The 17405-nt window shown below is 66.0% G+C and carries 15 protein-coding genes and 1 rRNA gene; 7 read left to right on the forward strand and 9 right to left on the reverse strand.

Annotation, left to right across the window (positions count from 1 at the left end):
* Positions 1 to 151: 151 nt before the first annotated feature.
* A 5S ribosomal RNA gene (gene rrf / locus LFT45_RS06465) occupies positions 152 to 268 on the forward strand.
* 304 nt (positions 269 to 572) lie between these two features.
* On the forward strand, positions 573 to 1895 hold the full coding sequence (locus LFT45_RS06470; protein ID WP_442863605.1) for an ISL3 family transposase: 1323 nt from the start codon (positions 573 to 575) through the stop codon (positions 1893 to 1895).
* Here LFT45_RS06470 and LFT45_RS06475 read toward each other — a convergent pair.
* Entirely contained in the window at positions 1892 to 3145 is a 1254-nt protein-coding gene (locus LFT45_RS06475) for an IS110 family transposase (RefSeq protein WP_236807581.1), read from the reverse strand. The two genes, LFT45_RS06470 and LFT45_RS06475, sit on opposite strands and share 4 nt — an antisense overlap.
* 397 nt (positions 3146 to 3542) lie before the next feature.
* Here LFT45_RS06475 and LFT45_RS06480 point away from each other — a divergent pair, with 397 nt between their 5' ends.
* Complete coding sequence (locus LFT45_RS06480) at positions 3543 to 4388, forward strand: SDR family NAD(P)-dependent oxidoreductase (protein ID WP_236807582.1); 846 nt, start codon at positions 3543 to 3545, stop codon at positions 4386 to 4388.
* 80 nt (positions 4389 to 4468) lie between these two features.
* Here LFT45_RS06480 and LFT45_RS06485 read toward each other — a convergent pair whose 3' ends face one another.
* The 5 genes from LFT45_RS06485 to LFT45_RS06505 form a co-directional block, all read right to left on the reverse strand.
* Complete coding sequence (locus LFT45_RS06485; RefSeq protein ID WP_236807583.1) at positions 4469 to 6613, reverse strand: putative bifunctional diguanylate cyclase/phosphodiesterase; 2145 nt, start codon at positions 6611 to 6613, stop codon at positions 4469 to 4471.
* A 91-nt stretch (positions 6614 to 6704) separates the two neighbouring features.
* Positions 6705 to 8087 (reverse strand): UDP-glucose dehydrogenase family protein, encoded by a 1383-nt coding sequence (locus tag LFT45_RS06490; protein WP_236807584.1) that lies wholly within the window; start codon positions 8085 to 8087, stop codon positions 6705 to 6707.
* Entirely contained in the window at positions 8084 to 9268 is a 1185-nt protein-coding gene (locus tag LFT45_RS06495; RefSeq protein ID WP_236807585.1) for a glycosyltransferase family 4 protein, read from the reverse strand. The genes LFT45_RS06490 and LFT45_RS06495 overlap by 4 nt, the downstream gene beginning before the upstream one ends.
* An 80-nt stretch (positions 9269 to 9348) precedes the next feature.
* On the reverse strand, positions 9349 to 9594 hold the full coding sequence (locus LFT45_RS06500; protein WP_236807586.1) for a hypothetical protein: 246 nt from the start codon (positions 9592 to 9594) through the stop codon (positions 9349 to 9351).
* A 39-nt stretch (positions 9595 to 9633) separates the two neighbouring features.
* Entirely contained in the window at positions 9634 to 11070 is a 1437-nt protein-coding gene (locus LFT45_RS06505) for a flotillin family protein (RefSeq protein ID WP_236807587.1), read from the reverse strand.
* Between the two features lie 288 nt (positions 11071 to 11358).
* Here LFT45_RS06505 and LFT45_RS06510 point away from each other — a divergent pair, with 288 nt between their 5' ends.
* A complete protein-coding gene (locus LFT45_RS06510) occupies positions 11359 to 11568 on the forward strand; it encodes a DUF2945 domain-containing protein (protein ID WP_236807588.1) in 210 nt (69 codons plus the stop codon).
* 4 nt (positions 11569 to 11572) lie between these two features.
* Positions 11573 to 12865, forward strand: a complete 1293-nt coding sequence (locus LFT45_RS06515; RefSeq protein WP_236807589.1) for an NAD(P)/FAD-dependent oxidoreductase — start codon at positions 11573 to 11575, stop codon at positions 12863 to 12865.
* 164 nt (positions 12866 to 13029) lie between these two features.
* Here the strand turns inward: LFT45_RS06515 and LFT45_RS06520 are convergent, their stop codons facing one another.
* Genes LFT45_RS06520 through LFT45_RS06530 form a run of 3 tightly spaced genes read right to left on the reverse strand, consistent with a single transcriptional unit; the run spans position 13030 to position 15034 of the window.
* The gene (locus tag LFT45_RS06520; protein ID WP_236807590.1) at positions 13030 to 13671 is read right to left on the reverse strand and encodes a DUF3618 domain-containing protein; all 642 of its coding nucleotides are present in this window, start codon (positions 13669 to 13671) and stop codon (positions 13030 to 13032) included.
* A complete protein-coding gene (locus LFT45_RS06525; protein WP_236807591.1) occupies positions 13668 to 14099 on the reverse strand; it encodes a phage holin family protein in 432 nt (143 codons plus the stop codon). The genes LFT45_RS06520 and LFT45_RS06525 overlap by 4 nt, the downstream gene beginning before the upstream one ends.
* Positions 14096 to 15034: a hypothetical protein gene (locus tag LFT45_RS06530; protein WP_236807592.1), complete on the reverse strand. Its 939-nt coding sequence runs from the start codon at positions 15032 to 15034 to the stop codon at positions 14096 to 14098. The genes LFT45_RS06525 and LFT45_RS06530 overlap by 4 nt, the downstream gene beginning before the upstream one ends.
* Before the next feature lie 411 nt (positions 15035 to 15445).
* Between LFT45_RS06530 and LFT45_RS06535 the strand changes: the two genes are divergently transcribed.
* Positions 15446 to 16318, forward strand: coding sequence for a PRC and DUF2382 domain-containing protein (locus LFT45_RS06535; RefSeq protein WP_236807593.1), 873 nt, complete (start codon positions 15446 to 15448; stop codon positions 16316 to 16318).
* A 103-nt stretch (positions 16319 to 16421) separates the two neighbouring features.
* Entirely contained in the window at positions 16422 to 17186 is a 765-nt protein-coding gene (locus LFT45_RS06540) for a MarR family winged helix-turn-helix transcriptional regulator (RefSeq protein WP_236807594.1), read from the forward strand.
* Positions 17187 to 17405: the final 219 nt, after the last annotated feature.

Raw genomic sequence — 17405 nt, forward strand, 5'->3', positions numbered from 1 at the left:
AGACTGCTTGCGTCCACTATGTGGTTCCCAACCAACAAACCCGCCACCGGGCTTTGGTTCAGGAACCAACCAATAACTGAATACAACACCACAGTTGTAACACCACAAGATTTCCCACCCCCAAGAACACCGGGGGGACGGGACACAGGGTTACGGCGGTCATAGCGTGGGGGAAACGCCCGGTCCCATTCCGAACCCGGAAGCTAAGACCCACAGCGCCGATGGTACTGCACCCGGGAGGGTGTGGGAGAGTAGGTCACCGCCGGACAACCATTAAAACGGTCGAGAGCCCCAACCAGACACCCTGGTCGGGGCTCTCCCGCATTTAACGCAGCAGGTGATCCCTGACAGGGTCCTGGTTTCGACAGGCCCAACCAACGAACCTCCCCAAACCCTCCCTCACCTCCCGCAGCCCTTTCCCGGGCCTTCGCAGATGAGCGTGGTTAGAGCGGTCTGAAAGCGCCGCCGCGGCGTTGGGCGTTTTTCGGTGCGGCGTGGTGCGGCAGGAAAGAGGTCAGGGCCTCTTTGAATTGGTAGCGACCAAGCAACCAAAACCAAAAAGAGACCCTGACATGAATACCTCTATGTCTTGTTCCCATGACCGGTGGTGCACGCGCGCGGATGCTCTGCTCGGTGTCGAGGGCATCCACGTCAGCTCCGTCACGACAACCCGGGCCAGCCTGGTTCTGGGCGTTGAGACCGGGGAAGATATCACCGGCTGCCCGGACTGCGGGGTCGTTGCCGTAGGCCACGGGCGCCGGCGGATTCGGCTCCATGACATTCCGTGCTTCGGCCGACCGGTGCGGCTACTGTGGGCCAAGCGAGTCTGGCGATGCCCGGACACGGGCTGCCCCAGAACGACATTCACCGAAGAGCACCCGCTGGCACGATCCAGGGCGAAACTTACGACCAGGGCCATCAAGTGGGCAACCGATGCGTTGCAGCGTTTCGACACCTCGGTCTCGGCCCTGGCCCACCAGCTCGGCGTTTCCTGGCACACCGTCTGGGACGCGGTGCGGGTTGAAGCATCCCAGCGGATCGCAGCATCGGACCGGCTTGCAGGGGTGGACGCGCTCGGCGTTGATGAGCATGTGTGGTCCCACACCGGCCCGCCCGGATCCGGCATGGTCACCGGGATCGTGGACCACACCCGGGACGCCCACGGCATGGTGCACGCCCGGTTGCTGGACCTCGTTCCAGGACGGTCCGGGAAGGCCTACGCTGACTGGCTCAAAGAGCGCGGTGCCGGCTTCACCGCCGGGATCAAGACAGCGGCCCTGGATCCGTTCCGTGGCTACGCGAACGCGATCCGCGATGAATTGCCAGAAGCCATCACCGTCCTGGACGCGTTCCACGTAGTAAAACTCGGATCAGCCATGGTCGACGAGGTCCGTCGCCGCGTCCAGCAGGACACCCTCGGGCACCGCGGCCGCAAGGGCGACCCGCTCTACGGCATTCGCCGGACGTTGCAGGTCGGCGCCGAGCACCTCACCGATAAACAAGCCGCCCGGCTCAACGTGAAGCTCCCCCTCGGGGACCCAGACCACGAGGTCACCCTGGCCTGGCAGTGCTACCAGAAGCTCCGCAACATCTACCACGCCAAGCCCGACCGGGGCAGGGAACTAGTCAACGAGGTGATCGCCTCGTTCCCGTCCTGCCCGATCCCTGAAGTCTCACGACTGGGCCGGACGCTCAAACAATGGAAGGCAGCCATCCTGGCCTACTTCGACACCAACGGCGCCTCCAACGGCCCCACCGAAGCGATCAACGGCGTCATCGAAACCACCCGCAGAATCGCCCGCGGCTTCCGCAACTTCACCAACTACAGAATCAGATGCCTACTCGCCGCCGGCGGTCACCGCCCCTACCGGATCAAACAAACGAACCATGCCTAATACGAAAGTAAGGTTGGTCCGTCTGCGGTGGCCGGTGTGATGGTGACGTCGAAGCCCAGGCTGTTGAGCTTTTTGATGGCGTTGTTTTTGGCTCTGATCGGGTCGAGGCGGGTGAAATGGTCCGCGCCGGGGTCGGCGTAGCATTCGCCGTCGGCAAGCAGGTGCCAGACCGCGTTCAGGATCGAGTGCGCGACGGCGACCATGGCTTTCATGGGCCCGCGGCGGGCGGCGATGCGCCGGTATTTGGCAGCCAGGTAGGTGTTCCTGCTCCGGGATGCTGACAGGGCCGCGGTGCCCAGGACGGCCTTGAGGTATTTGTTGCCGGGCAGAATGTGCGCGGATTTGATACGTCCCGCGGATTCGTTGGAACCGGGACAGACACCGGCCCAGGACGCTAGTCGGCCCGGGGTTTCGAAGCGTGACATGTCCGCCCCGGTCTCGGCGATGATCACGTCAGCGATTTTGAGGGAGACTCCGGGGATGGTGGCCAGGAATTCCCTGACGGCACGAAAGGGTTCCATCGCCGTCTCGAGCCGTGTGGTGAGCTGGTCGATGATGCGGGAATGGGCATCAATCTGGTCCAGGTGCAGCCGGGCCATGAACGCGTGGTGCTCCTTGAAGCGGCCTGTGAGTGCGTCGATGAGCTCGGGGATCCTGGACTTGAGGGTGGCGAGGCCGGCGAGGACCTCGGGGTTGCGTTCCCCTTGGATAAGGGCTTCGAGCATCGCCCGGGACGAGACGCCGGTCAGGTCCGAGACCACGGAGGATAGCTTGATCCCGGAGCCTTCCAGGAACTTCTCCAGCCGCTGGATCTCCCTGGTTCGGTCATGGGTCGCGATGGACCGGGCCCGGGTCAGGTCCCGCAGTTCACGGATCGGCTCCGGCGGGACGAACGAGGCCCTGAGCAGCCCGTGCGCGCCCAACTGGGCCAGCCAAGCCGCGTCGGAGACATCGGTTTTACGACCAGGGATATTCCGGGCAGCTTTCGCGTTGACCAGCATCACCGGCAGCGTCTCTTCCAGCAGGTAGAAGAAGGGTTTCCAGTAATCGCTCGTCGCTTCCATCACCACCGTGGTGACGTGCTCGCCTTCCAGGAAATCCCGCAGGTCAAGGATCTGGCCCGTGGTCGCACCCCACGTAGTGACCGACGATTTGAAGGTCCCGGCCCGGGCGCCGGGGACACGTAGACAGACCTTCGCATCGCGCTTGGAAATATCCAAACCGGCGGCCCGTTCGTGCACGATATCCATGACTGTTCCTCCCGACACCTATGAACTGATGAAATGGCGTCTGCCGCGGGGAGGACAGGGAAAATTCAGGAATCTAACACTCGTGCTCCAAGGCAACAATCCACGGTTCCCGTGGAAGTCCTCCGCGCCACGCTAAATGACAGGCTCACCATCAGCACCAAGGCAAAATCGGCGTCCGCCGCGGCAGACACCTCAATGATCCGCCCCCAGCCATGGACTGCCCAGAGCCCGGCGCGTGGCAACAGCGTACTTTCTCCCATCACGGCGCGACGGCGGCGCTAGACCGCTAAATGCGAAGGGCCCCTTTCCCCGGGCGGGGAACATGTCCGGGCCGGGCGCCGTTGTATGGGGGAACCGTCTCATCGATCGGCGGGTATACCCCAGCAAAGGACTCCTTATGCCGCAACGCACCATTGTCATCACCGGCGCCAGCGACGGCATCGGGGCAGCAGCCGCGCGGAACCTGGCGCGGGCAGGCGAGCGGATCGTCGTCGTCGGGCGTTCCCCGGAGAAGACCGCAGCGGTGGGTGCGGAACTGGGGGTTGACTATTTCGTCTGTGACTTCGCCGAGATGGCGCAGGTGCGCCTCCTGGCCGCGGCGCTGCGGGAAAGGTACCCGCGGATCGATGTCCTGGTAAACAATGCCGGCGGGATCATGCGCGGCCACGAGCTGACAGTGGACGGCCATGAGAAGACGTTCCAGATCAACCACCTGGCGCCGTTCTTGCTCACGACCGAGTTGCTGGACGTTCTCACCGCCAGGCGTGCCACCATCATCAACACCTCAAGTGCTGCCAACGCATTCGGGCGCCTGGATCTGACGGATCTCAACTCCGAGCGGAGCTACTCGACAAACCGCGCCTACGGCACCGCGAAACTGGCGAATATCCTGTTTACCGCGGAACTGCAGAACCGATACGGGGAGGACGGCATCGCGGTGGCCGCATTCCATCCTGGCGTCGTGGCCACCAACTTCGCAGCGGAGTCCACAAGCTGGTTTCGCCATGCCTACAAGACTGTCCTCAACCGGTTCCTGCTCTCGGCCGAGCAGGGCGCTGACACGCTCGTCTGGCTCGCTACTTCGACGCCCGGACGAGACTGGGTGCCCGGCGGCTTCTACGTCAAGCGTGCGCTGGCGAAGGCCAACAAGCAGGCCTACGACGCCAGGCTGGCGAGGGACTTCTGGGACCGCAGCCTGGAGCTGGTCAGGGCAGGCGAGCCAGTGGAAGCGTCCGAAGCTTGAGGGCACAGCAAAAGGTCCCCTCAGGTTGGGCCTGCGGGAGGGTGCGGATTTAGGCGGCGAGAGGTGAGGAGGCGTTGAGATCAGCGGCGCAGGTGGAGTCCCTCAAGTGCCTGAAGCGCCTCGGCTGAGCGGCTGATGGCCTGATCGAGGCAGGCCTCGGATTCGGGAACCGAGAACAGGTAGCCCTGCAGCGCGTCGCACTGCAGGTCCATCAGGTAGGCGGCCTGCTCGGAGGTTTCGATGCCCTCCGCGGTGACGCTGAGGCCGAGGCTGTGGGCCATGTTGATCATGGAGCTGAGGATTGGCAGCTTCTCCGCCCCGGTACGGACCATGGAGACAAAGGACTGGTCGATCTTCACCGCGTCTACCGGCAGGTCCTGAAGCCGGCCCAGCGACGAGTAGCCGGTGCCAAAATCATCGAGTGCAACCCGCACGCCGGCGCTTCGCAAACTCGCGAGCTGGCTGATCACGTGGTCGTCGGCGTCGAAAAACACGCTCTCCGTCACCTCCAGCACCAGCTGCCGGGGGACCATGCCGTGGGATTTGGCCATGTCCAGCACGTTGCCGGCGAAACCGCGGTCCCGCAGCTGAACGCCGGACACGTTGACGGCCAATGAACGCTCAGCGCCGCGGGAAAGCCAGGCGCCCAGCTGGATAAAACTTTCCCGCATCATCTGCAGGCCGATAACCGAGATCAGTCCGCTGCGCTCCGCCGTCGGAATGAACTGCGACGGCGGGACATTCCTGCCGTCGCGCTCCCACCGGGCCAGGGCCTCGAACTGGATCACCTCTCCTACCTGAGGCGAAACAACGGGCTGGTAGCTCACCCGGATCTCGTCGTTGTCGACGGCGAGCCGCAGCCCGGCCTCCATGTCCGTCCGCTGCACCAGGGCCGTCATCATCTCCGGTTTGAACCGCATGTACCGGTTTTTCCCGGCGGCTTTGGCCGCGTACATCGCCACATCCGCGCGGCGCAGCAACTCCGACGCAGCCACCGCGTCGGCGCATAGCGACGCGATCCCGAGGCTCAGGCTGGGCCGTCGCATGGACCCTTCGATCCACACCGGGACATTGAGCGACTGCACGATGCGCTCCGCGACGGACTCGGCATCCGCAGATCCGGTCAGGAGCACGACGAACTCGTCACCGCCCAGCCGGGCCACAGTGTCCTCCGGCCGGACGCAGGCCCTCAGCCGGCGGGCCACCTCCACAAGCATCTGGTCTCCGGCGGCGTGGCCCAGGATGTCGTTGACCTCCTTGAAGTCGTCAAGGTCCAGGAGGAGAACGTCGACGGCGGTACTGCTGCGGCCGTGCAGCGCTTCGGACAGTTGGTCATGGAACAGCTTGCGGTTGGCGAGCCCGGTAAGCGGATCCTGGAACGCCATGGCTTTCAGCTGTTCTGCCTGTTCGGCCAGATCCGCCATCGCTTGCCGGGCCTGTTCCTGGGCCCGGCGCCGCGGCGTGACATCCCGGAAGCTCCAGACCCTGCCCACCACCAGGTTGCCCACCCGCTGGGGCCGCGAGTAGCGTTCGAACGTGCGGCCGTCGAGGAACTCCAACGTGTCGTGGCTTTCGGCGGTGGGGTGCGCGTACAGTTCGTTGATCTTGGCCAGGAAGCTCTCCGGGTGCGCGAGGAGGCCAAGAACGAAATCAATCACTGCCGCGTCGTCGCCCCCGGCCATGAGCTCAGGGGGGATGCCCCACATCTTGGTGAACTGCTCGTTGATGCCGGCGATCTTTCCGTCGACCCCGACCACCAGGATCCCGTCAGCGGTGGACTCCAGGGTGGCGCTGAGCAGCGACATCGCCTCCCGCAGCTCGGCGTCGGTCTCCTGCCGGTGAAACGTGGCCCGGACCGATGCCACCAGGGATGGGCCGCCGTCGGAATTCAGCAGCGAGCATGCCACCTCACCGTGGAACTCCGTGCCGTCACTGTGCAGCCCATAGGACTCGAAGGGGGTCTTCGCGGCGGCGATGTCTCCGGACTCGCTGTGCAGGCTGGCAAGGAGCCGGTCGAAGCCGCTGCGGTAGCCTTCGGCGAGGAGCATGCGGTGGTCCTGGCCCACGAGCTGAAGCCTGCCGTAGCCGAAGAGACGCTCCGCGGCGGCATTTACCTGCGTGATGAGGCCGTCGCTGCCGACCACGAGGACCGCGTCCGGCAGCGAATCGAACAGGGCGGCGTAACCGGCTGGCGTCCCCCCAGGGCGTGGGGAAACAGCCGTCATGCGACCGTTGCGTGAGACCGCGAGAAACTCATTGGGCGTCCACCCCCTCAGCAAGATCGTACCGCTGATCGGGGGCCGATGACCGGCAGGCTTAGCCGGTGATGACTGGCGTAACCACCGGTGCCGCCTGGGTGCCGAGACCGCGCACCGTCCAGCCTTCGGCCTGCCAGGCCGCAGCGTCCAGCACGTTCCGTGCGTCCAGCACTGTCCGTCGTCGGACCAGCTGCCCGACGGCGGCCGGGGACAGTTCGCGGTACTCGGCCCATTCGGTCAGCAGCAGCACCAGCTCGGCACCCTCAAGCGCCCTCGCGGCAGAGGCCTCGAACCGCAGCTGCGGGTAGCGGATCCATGAGTTGTTGATGGCCTTCGGGTCCGTCACCGTGACGTGCGCTCCGGCGGAGGCGAGCCGGAGCGCGACGTCGAGGGCAGGGGAGTCGCGGATGTCGTCCGTGTCCGGCTTGAACGCCGCGCCCAGCACGGTGACCGTCCGGCCGGCGAGCATGCCGCCGCAGAGTTCCCGGGCAACCTCCGCGGTCCGGATGCGCTGGCCGAGGTTGATGGAGTCCACCACGCCCATCCAGTCGTCCACGGACCGGACCTCCAGCGCCTGCGCCTGGGCGCGGAAACTGCGGATGTCCTTGGGCAGGCAGCCCCCGCCGAACCCCAGCCCGGCGTGCAGGTAGCGGTTGCCGATGCGCGGATCCATGCCCATCGCCTCGCTCAGTTCGGTGACGTCGGCCCCGGCGGCGTCGCACAGTTCCGACATCGCGTTGATGAAGCTGACCTTCGTGGCCAGGTAGGCGTTCGACGCCGACTTGATCAGTTCCGCCGTCGCGAAATTGCATACGAGCCGCGGGATGCCGGCACGCAGCAACGGCTCGTACACCGCGTCCAGCACGGCGGTCACACCGCGGGCAGCTCCCTGCGTGCCGTCACTGCGGCGCCCGAACGCGCCCTCCTTGCCGCCGGGCACCCCGTACACCAGCCGGTCCGGCACCAGCGTGTCCTTCACCGCGGTGCCCTGCCGCAGGAACTCCGGATTCCAGCCCAGCAGCACGTCCGGCCGCGCTGCGAGCATGCGCCCCAGCCGGTCGACGGTGCCCACGGGCACAGTGGACTTACCGACGACGGCGGCTCCCCGGCTCAGGTGCGGAAGGAGACTTTTGGTCGCGGAGACCAGATAGCTGAGGTCGGCGCCGTCGGACGTCTTGGCCTGCGGCGTGCCCACGCAGAGGAAGTGCAGCTGCGCGCCGGCGGCGTCGGCAAAGTCCGTGGAGAAGCTGAGGCGGCCGGTGGCGCAGCCGTCGCGCAGGAGCTCATCCAGCCCCGGCTCGAAGAAGGAGGCCCGGCCGCCGGCGAGCTGCTCGGCCCGTGCGGGGTCGACGTCGATCCCCACCACGGTGTGGCCCATCGAGGCAAGGGTGGCAGCATGGACGGCACCGAGGTAGCCGCAGCCGATCACGGAAATTTTCACTGTGTGGCTCCTTCGGTCTGGATGGTCTTGGTTTCGACGTGATCTGGACAAGCTCGATCAAGGGTGGAGGCCCCGGCAATCGCCTCCTTGTAGTGCCGCACCAGCTCCGCGCACAGGGCCGGCCACGTCCGGCCCTGGACCGAGGCGTAAGCTGCCGCCGCGAATGCACGGCGCTTGGCGTCGTCGCCCGTCAGGTCCATCACATGCCGGCGCAGGCCGGCCAGATCGCCGGGCTCATAGAGCCAGCCGGTACGGGAATTCTCGACCAGATCCAGCGGGCCCCCGCGGCCGGTGGCCACCACCGGCACGCCGGATGCCATGGCCTCCTGGATGCTCTGGCAGAAGGTCTCGAACTCGCCAGGGTGAACGAACAGATCGAACGACGCCATGGCCCGGGCCAGCTCCTCGCCGCCGAGGAAACCGGTGAACACCGCAGCGGGAAGGACCTCCTCCAGCGCCGCCCGCTGCGGACCGTCGCCCACAATCACCAGGCGGGTGCCCGGAACATCTGCCAGCACGGCGAGGTCTTCCACCTGTTTCTCCACCGCCAGCCGGCCAACGTAGCCGATGATCCGCTCACCGCCAGGCGCCACGGACGCCCGCCACCCGTCGTCGCGCTTTCCCGGCGTGAACCGCGCGATATCCACACCGCGCCGCCACATGCCCACGCGCAGAATTCCGCGGCCGCGCAACTGGTTCAGCGCGAAAGTGGACGGCACCAGCGTCCGGGACGCCAGGAGATGAATGTTTTCCACACGGTTCCAGGCCCAGTTCTCCAGGAACGGCACCCCGTACCGGGCGGCGTAGCTGGGAACCTCGGTCTGGTAGATGGCCACGGTGGGGATCCCCAGCTGGTGCGCGGCCTGCGCCGCCCGCCAGCCGAGCACGAACGGCGACGCCAGGTGGACCACGTCCGGTGCGTAGTCGGCAAGGATTCTCTTGACCCGGTACACACCTCCCAGCGCCACGCGCACGTTCGTGTAACCGGCCAGCGGAACAGAGGGCAGCCGGTGGACAAACGCGCCGTTCACAACGTCCAGAACATCAGCGTCCGACGTCGACGGCGCAATCACCAGCACCTCATCGCCCCGCTCCTGCAGATGTTCAAGCACCCGCAGGATGGAGTGCGTAACTCCGTTCATCAGCGGCAGGAATGATTCGGCAACGATAGCGATCCTCACACCTCAACGGTGTTCCTGCAGTCTAACCGTGCGGGGGAGCCGGCGTGACAAGGAAGGGAAGGTTGGGTTAACAGGCGGGGCTACTGTCCCTCGTGGCGGAGAACGTCCGGTAGTTCATCCACGAAGACGGTCTGCGGCGGTTCGAAGTAGATGACCAGCACCTCGTCACCCACCGTGAAAACGCTGACCTTGTCGAACGGGTAGGCGTGGAAGGCGCTGGTGCCGCCGCGGTAGGCGAGCATCACCTCGCCCACGGTTCCGGGGCCAATCTGACCGCTCACCCGGCCGATCTTCCCGGTCAGGGTCCGGTCAACGTTCCTGTGCACTGTGCCGCCCCCTTCCCTGGGCTTCCTGCGGCGCCGGTCCTAGGCGCCTGGCTGCTTCGGCGGCTGCTTGGCATGGTTCTGCCCGTTCTTCAGCGCACCTGAAAGCCGCGGCAGGAACGAGCCAGCCTGGGTGATGATCCCGCCCACCATGCTGTTGAGGCCGTCCGCGCCGTTCAGGACGGTGAGCTGGTCCACGTGTCCAAACGGCTCGGCCGCCGCCGCCACAATCGACGGCATGTTCTCCGCCAACTGCTGGGCAATGACGGCATCCTGGTTGCTCTCCAACGCCTCGCCGCGGGCCTTGATGCCCTCCGCCTCAGCCAGGGCCTTCGCCTTGATGGCGGACGCCGAGGCATCGCCGCGCGCCTTGGTGGCCGCCGCCTCGGCCTCGCCCGTCACCCGGGTGGCTCCGGCGATGGCCGCGGCCGCGCTCGCGCTGGCCTGTGCCTCCACTTCCACACGGCGGGCATTGGCCTGCGCCTCGAGCTCCGTCCGCTTGGCACGGGCTTCGGCTGCGCTGATGTCCGCCGCCTTCTGCGCCTCCGCCTCGGTGCGCTGTGCGTAGGCCTTCGCATCGGCGGGCTTGCGGATGGTGGTCTGCAGCTTCTGTTCCTCGCGGTCCGCCTCGAGCTTGGCCACTTCGGTTTCCTGGACCACCACCTGCTGGCGGGCGGTGGCGTCTGCCAGCGGGCCGGCCTGCGCGGCATTGGCCCGTGCCCGTTCGGCGTTGGCCTGCGCCGCCGACTGTTTGATGGCGGACAGGCTCTGCGCATCGGCGACCTGTGCGGCGGCCTCGGCTTCCCGCTCCGCGGCCTCGCGGTTGCGGGTGGCCTCCGCAATGCGGGCCTCCATCTTGACCTGGGCGATGTGCGGCTTGGCGATGTTCTGGATGTAGCCGGTGGGGTCCTGGAGGTCCTTGATCTGCAGGGAATCAACCACGAGTCCCAGCTTTTCCATTTCCACCCCGCTAGCGCCGCGGACCTGGGAGGCCAACTTGTCGCGCTCGCGGATAATTTCCTCCACAGTCATGCTGCCGATAATGGAACGCAGGTGGCCCTCGAAGACGTTGTACACCTGGCTTTCCATCTTCGGCTGCTGGCCAAGAAACCTTCGGGCGGCGTTGGCAATAAACGCCGGGGCGTCCCCGATTTTGTAAATGACGACGCCTTCAACGATCACCTGGATACCCTGGGACGTCACGCAGGAGACCTTCAGCTCCGTCTCGTTCAGCGTGAGCGACAGCGTGCGGACGGTCTGCAGGCCCGGAACCACCAGTGCGCCCTTGCCGGTGACGATCTTGAAGTCCATCCCGTCGGTGCTTTCCAGGGTGCCGCGCGTCAGCCCGGAAATTATGAGGGCCTCGTTTGGTTCGGCCACTTTCCACATGAGTTTGACCGCCAGCCAGATCACCAGAATGCCCAGCAGCACCGAGACAACAATGATGATCAGCGGCAGGATGGCTGCCAGGTTCTCCATGGCGGTGTCCTCTCAGTGCAAAGGAATGAAGTTGGGCACTACCCCGCAAGTGCGGCATGACCAGCTGTAATAGACAGTCTGGTGGTGCGCCGGGGCATAGTCCAGCGATTTGGGCGGCCTAGGAGAGCGAGCTCCCAGGCACACCAGATCGGCACCGGCTCTGGCCGGTCACTGCCACCGGCTGTAGTGTCTCTCCTGATGGCCGACGGCGGTCCCTACCTGCCAGATCCAGCCCGCCGGACCCTGATCCACCAGATCTCGAACCCCATCCCGACCCGAGGAGCATGCGTGGCACTGACCAAGGGCACCGAAGTGGAGTGGAACACTCCGCAGGGAAAGACCCACGGCAAGATCGTGGAAAAGAAAACGAGCGACTTCGAGCTCGACGGACACACCCACCGGGCCAGCGACGACGAACCCCAGTACGTTGTGGAGTCCGCAAAGACGGGGGCAAGAGCCGCGCACAAGGCGGGCGCCCTGACGGAAAAGAAGGGCTAGTCCCATGGAACCTGAATCAGGTCCTCCGCGTTCCAGCACACCTCCCGTTCCGCCGTCGCTCGGGAACCGGACCGGTGCCGCCGGCGCTTCGGGCCCGGCGAGCAACGGACGACGGCGGTACAACGTGCTGGTGGTCGGCGGCGGGAACGCCGGGATATCGCTGGCCGCGCGGCTGCGGCGCTACGGCGTCCGTGACGTTGCGGTGGTGGAACCCAGCGGCAGGCACCTCTTTCAGCCGCTGTTCTCGCACATCGGCGGCGGCACCGCCGAGGCCGCCGAAGCCGTGCGCCCGCAGGAATCCGTCATGCCGAAGGGCGTGACCTGGATTCCGGACAGCGCCGTGGACATCAAACCGGAAACGAACACCGTGGAACTGGCCTCCGGGATCCGGCTCAGCTACGGCCACGTGGTGGTGTGCCCTGGCCTGCAGCTTGACTGGCACAAGGTGCCTGGCCTGGCCGAGGCCATGGAATCGCCCCATGCCTCCTCGAATTATGTGTATGAGTTGGCTCCCAAGACCTGGGCCCTGCTGAGCGGGCTGAGGAGCGGAACAGCCGTGTTCACCATGCCCTCGGGACCGGTCAAATGCGGCGGTGCCTCGCAGAAACCCATGTACCTAGCCTGCGACTACTGGCGCCAGCAGGGAGTGCTGTCCAACATCCGCGTGGTGATGGTGGTGCCGACCCCCACGGTCTACGGCGTGCCGGGGGTGGACGAGGAACTGAACCGCAAGATCGCCGAGTACGGCATTGAGCTGCGGTGCAACAGCGAGGTGACCGCCGTAGACGCGGCTGCCCGCGCCGTGCAAATCCACGACGCCGCCAGCGGCTCGAGCGAGAGCCTCACTTACGACGTCCTGCACGCCGTACCGCCGCAGTCGGCGCCCGACTGGCTCAAGTCCACTGCATTGCCGGCATCCGGTGACGACGGCGGCTTCGTGGAAGTGGACCCGGAGACGCTGCGTCACCCCAGGTACCCGAACGTCTGGTCCCTAGGCGACGCCGCCGGCACCAAAAACTCCAAGGCCGGCGCCGCCCTCCGGAAACAGACCACCGTGCTGGCGAAGAACCTTAAAGCAATCATCAAAGGCGAGGAGCCCAAGACCAAGTACAACGGCTACTCGGCTTGCCCCTTCACCGTGTCCCGGTCAACGGTGGTGTTCGCCGAGTTCGACGACGAGTACAAGCCCATGCCCACGATCCCCAAAGTGGCGAAGGAGCGGCATTCCACCTGGATCCTCGAACGCGACCTTTTCCCTGGCATCTATTGGAACCTGATCCTGAAGGGCCGGGCCTGAGCCCGCGCAACTGCCTGGCCCCAGTCGCCTGATCCCCGACACCAGACAGGCGCCTGACCGTTGGCGCCTGACCACAGGCAACCGGCCGAGCACAGACAAGCGGCCGGCCCGCGTGAGGCGGGCCGGCCGGCGTCGTATTTGGACTCTTTGGGGCGTTGTTGGCGTTACGGGTTTTGGACGTGGTCCTTGGCGTCCGTGGCGGTGGCTTTGACGTCTGAGGCGGCGGTTTGGCCTTCGTCCTTGACGTGCTGGGCGGCGTCGGTGGCGGTGGACTTGACGTTTTCCATGGCCTCCTGGGCGGGTTCTTTCCAGCCCTGGGCCATGTCCTTGGCGGCCTCGGTGACCTGGCTGGTCAGGGGTTCGGCCGCGGTCTTGAGGGCGTCGGCGGCTTCGCGTTCCTTCTCGCTTGGCGGGATGAGGGAGGAGACGAGCAGCCCGGCGCCGAAGGCGATCAGGCCGGCGGCGAGGGGGTTGCCCTGGGTTTTGGCGGCGACTTTCTGGGGTGCGTCGGCGATCGCTTCGCCGGCGCCGTGGAGGGCGTTCCCGGCGGCGTCGGTGGCCTGGTGGACCCCGCCGCTGGTGTTGTGGGCGGCGTGGTGGAGGCTGCCGGAGGTGTTGTGGGTGGCGTGTTCTGCGGTGCCCATGACTTTGTCCTTTACTCCGAAGACGGCGTCCTTCACCTTGTTGGTTTGGCGGTGGACGATGTTGGAGGGGGTGACTTTGTCGGCGACGGCGTCCACGTTGGTGCCGAGGCGGGCGCGGGTTGCTTCGATGTCGGCGCGGATGGCGTCCGGGTTCTCACTCATCGGTGGTCTCCGTTCGGTTTGAGGGTGGGCGGGATTTCCTTGGCTGTCTCCATGGTCTGGGGCATGCCCTTGATGTGTTTGAGTTCCTTGCGTCCGACGCTGGCGAGGATCGCGGCGATGATGCCCCAGATCACGGCGACGACGACGGCGGACCAGCCCAGGCCCATGAGTTCGCCGAGGGCGTACCAGAGGGCGATGGAGAGGAACAGGAGCACGAAGTGCCCGGCGACGCCGGCGCCGGCGAGCATGCCGCCGCCCTTGCCGGCGCGGGTGCCGGACTGTTTCAGTTCGGCTTTGGCGAGTTCGATTTCCTGCCGCATCAGGGTGGACAGGTCACGGGTGACATCGCCCAGGAGGTCACCAAGGGAGGTGGTATCGGCCTTCGCGTGCGCAGCCGTCTGCGGGGTATCAGGTATCTGGCTGCTCACAGGGGACGCCCCCCACCCTCGGTATCATCAGTATCCCGGCGCCTCGGCTCCCCGTAGCCCGGTTCGCCATAACCCGGCTCACCGATGGCCGGCTCTCCGACGCCCGGTTCGCCGTAGGCAGGCTCACCGTACGCGGGCTGACCGGTCGTCTGTTCCCCGTAAGTCTGCTCGCCGTACGCCGGCTGGGTGTAGGCGGGCTCTCCCAGTCCGGCCTGGTCGTAGAGCGGTGTGCCGATCCCGGTGTCAAGGCTGCTATCGGTGACCGGCGGCTGGACGGGGTAGGGCGGAACTGTGCTCGCGTAGCCCGCGCCGGTTGCCGTCTCGGGGGCGCCGGCCTGCAGGCTGCGGCCCAGGCGGCCGGCAAGCAGGCCCGCGCCTGCCGCGAGGAGCAGGAAGGTGCCGGGGCGCTGGCGGGCGAAGGACTTGACCTCGTCCAGCAGTGAGCCCGGGTCGCGGTTGTCCAGCCAGGACGCGACCGACTCGGAGCGGTCCGCGGCTTGCCGGATCAGGTCCGAGGCTACGCCCTGCTGGTCAGGTGCGTCGGCCATGGTGCGCAGCTGCGAGGAGATGGTGCGGATGCCTTCGGCGGCCTTCGTCTGCTGGGTGCCGGCCTGGCTGGTCAGGTCCGACTTCGCCTGGTGCAGCAGGTCCTTGGCGCTGTTCTTGGCCTCGTACGCGACGTTCTTCGCCTCGGCCTTGGCCGTCTCGGCAACGTTCTGGGCGGCAACTTTAGTCTCGCCGGCGACGTTCGCGGCCTCTTCCTTCGCCACGTCCTTCTTCGAGGACGCATCGTCCTGGTAGCCCGGGCTGCCGGTGTAGCCAGTGGTGCCCGCGCCAGTTGCGCCGTAGCCGGTGGTGCCGGCGCCGTAACCCGAATTCTGTGTGGCCGGGGGAGTGCTGAGGTCTTCATCCTGCGGCCATTGGTTCTCAGTCATCTTCGCTCTCTCTTTCCGAAAGGGTCAGTTGCTGTACAGGAACCAGCGTTGCTGGCATGCAATGGTAAGCATGTTTACTAATAAATAGTAAGCACCCTTGGCATTTTTTCCCACCTTTACTTCGGCTGTCCTGGAATGAAGCGGGCAGTTCCCTGTATTGGCGCGAATTGGGGCGCGTAGCGAATCGCAGCGGTAAGAAAAAAGCTAAGTAGGCTTGCCAATCCGATAGTAAGCATGCTTAGGGTATAGGTGCGAGGCCGGAGTAATCGCCTCGGCCCGACGGCGGATGCCCGCCCCGCACGGCAGTTGCCGCTCTTTGGCGGATAGCACGCCGTGTGGCGTCGCACCGCCGTCGCCGGTTCAACGTGAACAGCCAAAAGTGGACAAGAAGTCAACATTCAAGGAGACAGAATGCTCGCCAAGGAACACATCGACGACCTGCTGAACCAGAACGGAAACGTCCTCTCGACGGACGGAGGCAAGATCGGTTCCGTGGGACAGGTGTATGCGGACGATGAGAACGGGCAGCCTACCTGGGTAACCGCACGGACAGGCCTCTTCGGCACCTCCGAATCCTTCATCCCCCTCGAAGGCGCCCGGGTTGATGGAGCCGACATCGTCGTCCCGTACACCAAGGACCAGGTGAAGGACGCCCCGCGCGTGGAAGCGGAAGGACACCTTGACCCGGCCGAAGAGGACCGGCTCTACGAGCACTACCAGCTGAACGGAACGGTAGCTTACAGCGAGGCTGCGAACGGGCACACCGCCGACTCAGGCCGGCCGGCCGACCGGTCGGCGGCCGGCCTTACCGCCACTGAGCGGGATGCAGGATTCGCTGCCGGAGGTGGTGGCGGAACGTACAGCGCGGCGGATGAGAGGGCTGGTCGTGACACGTCCGGAGTGGACGACGGTGACGCCATGACCCGCTCGGAGGAACGCGTGAATGTCGGCACGGAAAGGCAGGCTGCCGGCCGGGCGCGCCTGCGCAAGTACGTGGTGACCGAAAACGTTACCCAGACCGTTCCCGTGCAGCGCGAGGAAGTGCGGCTGGAGCGCGAACCAATCACCGAAGGAAACAGGGGCGAGGCGCTGGGCGGTCCGGCCATCAGCGAGGCAGAACACGAGGTGGTGCTGCACGAGGAACGTCCGGTGGTGGACAAGGAAACCGTACCCGTTGAGCGGGTCAGGCTGGACACCGAAACCGTCACGGACGAGGTGACCGTGGATGAACAGGTCCGCAAGGAGCGCATTGAGGCCGACGGCGTAGAGGACACCCGCCGCTAACTTGCCCCACGCCGGGGCCGGCTTACGGGCCCCGGCATTGCAGGCATTGTGGGCTGGCCACGTCGCCAGCACGGGCTCAAAGGGGAAAGAAGGTTAAAAACCGATGGTCCCGAATCCTGACGCGGAGCAGTGGGGGCCTCACCAGCTGCTGTCCATGGCTGCCAGGCTCGTCCAGCGCAGGCAGGACCAGGCGCTGGCTGAACTCGGTCTCACCCACGCCGCTGTCATCGCGCTGCAGGGCCTCCTTGCCGGGCCGCTGAACCAGGAACAGCTGGCCTCTGAGATCAAGGTCCGCAGCCAGTCTGTTGGCAGGGTCCTGTCGCGGCTCGAGGAGGCAGGCCTGGTGGCTCGCGCATCCAGTTCCCTGGACAGGCGCCACAACGAGGTTTCCATAACGGAAGCAGGCCGCCAGGCGCTGGAAGCGGCCAGGAAGGCTGAGCAGGATGCGCTGCCCCCCGACGTCGTCGAGGGTACCGTCCTGGGCCGGGAGCTGGCGCGGGTCATCAGCTACTTTCCCGGCCGCGCCAAGCCCGGCTCCGCCAAGAACCAGAATCCGGCCGCTGCCGTCAGCGATCCAGCCGCGGACAGTACTGCGGAAGACGAGACGGCGGAAACTGGCTCTCCCGTAGCCGGTGCACCCGCAGAAGGCACGGAGGTAGAAGGCGTGATGCCCGCAACCAGTGCGGTGACAGAAGGTGTGGCCGCAGCCGGGCAGCATGCTTCGAGCGCGGATACTGCTGCGGAACCTGCCTTACAGAGGCCCGCTTCCGGAGATGAGGTTGCCGCGGAGCAAGCGGCACCGGCACCGAAGGACCGCGCCGGAACAAAGCAGAAGCCAGACAGCGAGGGCTACTCCGCCCCTGAATAGGCGGACTGATCATCAAGGAAGGGAAGTGTCGCCGCGCCGCGCGCGGCGACACTTTCCTGGCTGGCACACGCCGGTCCGGGTTCAACGCCGGACCGTGCTCCAGCTTCGTTAGGACGGCGTTAGCGTCCCTGTTGCATCGGGTCCGGCCAGTTTCCGATGAGGCCGGACATGGGGTCGGGCCAGTTCCCAATCCGGCCGCGCATGGGGTCGGGCCAGTTG

It is taken from the genome of Arthrobacter sp. FW305-BF8, from assembly GCF_021789315.1.
In the GTDB taxonomy this organism is placed as follows: Bacteria; Actinomycetota; Actinomycetes; order Actinomycetales; family Micrococcaceae; genus Arthrobacter.